This is a genomic window from bacterium (genome assembly GCA_040753085.1).
Classification (GTDB): domain Bacteria; phylum UBA9089; class JASEGY01; order JASEGY01; family JASEGY01; genus JASEGY01.
This window is the reverse complement of record JBFMHI010000197.1, coordinates 1-4,350: the sequence shown is the minus strand read 5'-3', so window position 1 is coordinate 4,350 and position 4,350 is coordinate 1. Positions and strand designations below refer to the sequence as shown.

Here is a 4,350-nt window from a genome sequence, read left to right as displayed (position 1 = left end):
GAGACGGATTGACACGGATAAAAATTTATTAGAAAAAATCCGTGAGAATCCGCCAAAATCTGTGTCATCCGTGTGCTATTCTATCATTCTCTTCGTGGCTTAGTGGCTTTGTGGCTGAACGGTTACCATCTTTTTATCCCATCTGTTTTTTCCAACAGGGCCGAGAGGACACCCACCGGCGTGGTGGCGTCGATCCTTAGAGGGAGCCGGAGCCTATCATCACTAAACCAGATGCCAATCCCGCCATCTTTGTCCTCTCTGGCTAATAAAGCCGTGAATTCCCCTAAAGGAACCTCGATGGTCTTTCTTTCTACTATTTCTACCCGGGTGTTTAGAAACTTTACCCCTGATCCGGTATTGATAATTCCCAGGTCAAAGGTGTCTCCCACTTCAAACTCTTTGGTTCTTAAATAATAAATGAGAGAGGTAACATCTATTGTATTAGGAGCGATTTCCAATTTTTTCTCCGGCTTATTCTCTTCCCTTACCACCGCCGTAAGATCGCCCTGATCGATTTGGGTTTTCGTATGCCGAATTTTGCCCCCTTCATGGATGTCAGCCTTAATATATCTGGGTAAGAGGTCATTTACTCCAATATAAGTCTGAATCCGGTCATAGACCTTATAGAAGAGAGAAAGAAAGGAGGACGAAGCCGTCTCAGAGGTGAGGCAATAGACCTCTTCTTGCCCCAGTTTTGTTTTAGAGTCTATCTTAATCGTCTGCTTGCCCGCCTTGATACCGAGTATCTTGACCTCATAGATAAGCTTTTCGCCTACCTGAAAGGGATACCCCTGAGCCCAGGCAAAATTTGATCCCCCAAGAACCCATATCAACAAAACCAATTTTTTAATCCGCCTTCTGTATTCCGCATTCCGGATTCTCACTGTTTCATCCTCTCTCTAAGCACGGCCACTCTTTTTTGAAGGCTATCAAAGGCGGCCTTGGCCTGTTTAGACCGGTGCTCAAGTAAGGTTATCTCAAATTCCAGGGCCTTTTGAATAGAAAGCCCCGGGTCTTTAACTCGACTAAGGTCAAACCCTAAATTTCTGGTGTTTATACTTTCCGGTTTAATCTGTTCTGATATTCGCCGGGCATTACCCGGGGTTATGCCTCCGCCCACCGAGACAGCCAGCCCAATCTGATGGGCCTTTTCAGTGATTTCTTTAACAATTTTCATCACCGGCTCATCATCCGGTTTCAGGCCCATTGATCCGGACAGATCGCTGCGGCCAATACTAATCTTGTCAATCTGCTTGATTTCCGGCAAGGCAAAGATATCATCTATTTGATGGTAAGTAGTTATGGTTTCGACGTTGAACCCCTTAAAAATATATTGGTATTGTTCAGGGCTGGCCATTTCGGTTAAGGCGGCGATGAAATTCTTCAGACCATAGGGAGATTCCACCATAGGGGCAATAATCCCTTTCACCCCAATCTTTAAAAGTTCTCTAATGTCGTTTCTGGCATCTACTCCTCCGATCTTGACCTTGATGGCTATCTGACCCAAAGCCAGATTCATGTAATATCGGATATCTTCAAAACTTGCCCCTTCGGCTTCGGTTTCAAACTTAAGAGCGGCACAACCATAATCATCCCGCAGATCTTTCAGGGCCTTCCTTAAATCCCTCTCCTCCGGCGACCAGAAGAAAAATCTTTCCTCATCCATCATTATAGCCTCCTTCTGATATAGTAACTATTCAGCCCTTAAGGCACAAAGATTACCAATAATAGCACACGGATTACACGGATGAGACGGATTGACACGGATAAAAATTTATTAGAAAAAATCCGTGAGAATCCGCCAAAATCTGTGTCATCCGTGTGCTATTCTATCATTGTGTCTTCGTGTCTTTGTGGCTGAATAGTTAATATAAGTCTATGGCATATTCACCATTATGAGCGGGGTTAGGAATAAGTTTTTGAGTGGAAGTATCCGCTACAAAATCCAATTGTTCCAAAATCAGGTATCCGACTAAAACCGGGACATCATTTCGATCCGCTTGTTAGCCCATCTGTATATTACGATCTCTTCTTTTGGTATCGTACGCCGTACAATCCCTCGAAATCTTCGTCCTGGGTCCAGAGCGTGGCATCATAAGCTCGGGCGGTCGCGAGAATCACGCTATCGGCCATTGGCAGATGGTGTTCCACACTTATCTTAGCTGCGCTAAGCGCGAGTGTTGAAGTTAGATCGACGACCTTCCCCTGCTGCATCGTGGCAACAACTTGTAAGGCCTTGCTCTCGCTGGTTTGTTGGAGCACCCTTTTGAAGACTTCATAGAGACTTAGAGTCGGCACTACCAAACGACCTGGGTTTTCGATCGCCTCTGCGAAAAAGGGCGCGTTGGGCCCATTTGCGAAGTATTCGAGCCATGCTGAGGAATCCACGACATTCATACGCGGTCGGCCTCACGTTCGATGGTTGTGTCGATCCCGGCGAGGAATCCGCGCATTTCCTGAACTGGCTGCAATGGAATCAGCTCGATTCGACCCTCATAGACAATCGCCTGCACTTTCTGTCCTGAAACCAGCTGAAGCTTCTCCCGGATCCCCTTTGGGATTACGACTTGGAATTTTGGCGAGATTTTGACAGTTTCCATACGTTGCTCCGATTGATAAATATAACGTCTCACGAACAATATATCGAAGGATAAGACCCAGCGATTTTCCTGGGGAAAGATAAACTGTCACCCCCATTCGGCAGCAGCGTTCGGGTACTTGCCAGCCAGCGCAAAGGGCATGTAAACACGCCCACCCCTGTGGGAGGTCTCTTTGATGAACTGCCTGCACGTGATTCAAGTGCGGCAACAGTGGTCCCCTATATGGTTACCCTATCCTTACCCCTAAAGACTGAAGTCCCATCATCTACTCACCACATCTGTCCCTAAAAGCCTTCCACCTCCAGCCTTCAGTCTATCCACCTGAATAGTTACGGTGGACTTTACATCCTGTAATGGCCAATCCGCTATTATTTTAACAGACGCTTTCGGCTTTGTCAACAAATTTGATTGCAATAACTCGCTTCTTCAGGTATAATAGTCAGCAGTCAGAGGGTTACCCCTTCTTTAAAGTCATTGTAGGGACACGTTGCCACGTGTTCCTATACCTAATAGTCAGCAGTCAGGGTTATCCTTATCTTTAAAGACCATCAGACACCCGTGGCCAATCACCCGTTGCCAATGTTAGATATTAGTATTGTCATTACCAACCGAAACGGAGCAGATCTTCTGGAAGAATGCTTGCCCCGAGTATGTCTGGCGGCATCTAATAGTGGTTACAGCTACGAAGTCATTCTGGTAGATGACCATAGTAAAGATGAAAGTGTCCGGTTTATTAGAGACAATTTCCCTCAGATTCAAATAATCACCCTAGACCAAAAGATAGGATTTGGTGAGGCGACTAACATGGGGGTAAGAAAGAGTAAGGCCCCTGTGGTTATTTTGCTTAACAACGACGTCAAACCCGCGCCGGATGCCTTTGTTTATCTTTTGGACCATTTCCAAAAGGAGGATGTCTTTGCCGTAGCAACCAGGATCTACCGCTTCGATGGAACCTACCTCACCGGGAATCACGGAGGTTTCTTCAAATACGGCCACTTAACGGTGATAAATAAAAGAGAAGACGACCAAAATCCACCTTTATTTGTCTGCGGCGGAGCCGGCGCCTATCATCGGGAGAAGTTCTTGGAATTAGAGGGGTTTGATCCCTTATATCACCCTTTTTACTATGAAGATGTGGATATATGTTATCGGGCCTGGAAGAGAGGGTTAAGGTGTGTCTACGAACCAAGGAGCCTGATGTATCATAAGGTCCAGGCGACCATCACCAAAGAATTTAAACCGGAATGGGTTAAGCTTATTTCTGCCCGAAATAATTACCTCTTCACCTGGAAGAATATCTCTGATCCAGGGCTTATTCTTTCCCATCTCTTATACTGTCCCCTCTTTTTGATTCGCGATCTTTTCCGGGGTAGAATGCGATTCTGGAAGGCCTTCTTAAGGGCCCTGCTTAGGCTCCCTAATGCCCTGGCCGGAAGGTGGAAGGAGCAAGCCTATCTGAAGGTAAAGGACAGGGAGATATTGAAATTGATCAAAGGGAGCGTAACTACTCAAAACTAAGTTAAACAGTTAGTTGGGAGACAAAGCAAAATTCCCTCTCCCTTGATGGGCTTATCCTTACCCACATCTTTTAAAAACCACGAAGAACACGAAGGGCACGAAGATAAACAAATCTTTTAATCCCATCTTTAAATAATTTTTCGACCTGTGAAATAGGTCTAATAAAATGCAAGAAATTTCCCATCGACATAGATATTCAAGCTCTACTACTACTAAAAACAGGTCGCTCCTA

The 4,350-nt window shown here is 45.5% G+C and carries 5 protein-coding genes; 1 reads left to right on the top strand and 4 read right to left on the bottom strand.

The window, feature by feature from the left end; all coding sequences use genetic code 11:
- Positions 1-122: 122 nt before the first annotated feature.
- The 4 genes from AB1797_13335 to AB1797_13320 all read right to left on the bottom strand — a co-directional run bounded on the left by AB1797_13335 (position 123) and on the right by AB1797_13320 (position 2,600).
- Entirely contained in the window at positions 123-884 is a 762-nt protein-coding gene (locus AB1797_13335) for a DUF3108 domain-containing protein (GenBank protein MEW5768569.1), read from the bottom strand.
- Positions 881-1,669, bottom strand: coding sequence for an aldolase/citrate lyase family protein (locus tag AB1797_13330; GenBank protein ID MEW5768568.1), 789 nt, complete (start codon positions 1,667-1,669; stop codon positions 881-883). The genes AB1797_13335 and AB1797_13330 overlap by 4 nt, the downstream gene beginning before the upstream one ends.
- A gap of 350 nt (positions 1,670-2,019) precedes the next feature.
- On the bottom strand, positions 2,020-2,397 hold the full coding sequence (locus AB1797_13325; GenBank protein MEW5768567.1) for a type II toxin-antitoxin system VapC family toxin: 378 nt from the start codon (positions 2,395-2,397) through the stop codon (positions 2,020-2,022).
- Complete coding sequence (locus AB1797_13320) at positions 2,394-2,600, bottom strand: AbrB/MazE/SpoVT family DNA-binding domain-containing protein (protein ID MEW5768566.1); 207 nt, start codon at positions 2,598-2,600, stop codon at positions 2,394-2,396. The genes AB1797_13325 and AB1797_13320 overlap by 4 nt, the downstream gene beginning before the upstream one ends.
- A 579-nt stretch (positions 2,601-3,179) precedes the next feature.
- Between AB1797_13320 and AB1797_13315 the strand changes: the two genes are divergently transcribed.
- Complete coding sequence (locus AB1797_13315) at positions 3,180-4,118, top strand: glycosyltransferase family 2 protein (GenBank protein ID MEW5768565.1); 939 nt, start codon at positions 3,180-3,182, stop codon at positions 4,116-4,118.
- The last annotated feature ends 232 nt before the right edge of the window (positions 4,119-4,350 follow it).

Coding starts and splice junctions, on each gene's coding strand:
- AB1797_13330 (MEW5768568.1), bottom strand. CDS start 1,669: ATGATGGATGAGGAAAGATTTTTCTTCTGGTCGCCGGAGGAGAGGGAT.
- AB1797_13320 (MEW5768566.1), bottom strand. CDS start 2,600: ATGGAAACTGTCAAAATCTCGCCAAAATTCCAAGTCGTAATCCCAAAG.
- AB1797_13325 (MEW5768567.1), bottom strand. CDS start 2,397: ATGAATGTCGTGGATTCCTCAGCATGGCTCGAATACTTCGCAAATGGG.
- AB1797_13315 (MEW5768565.1), top strand. CDS start 3,180: ATGTTAGATATTAGTATTGTCATTACCAACCGAAACGGAGCAGATCTT.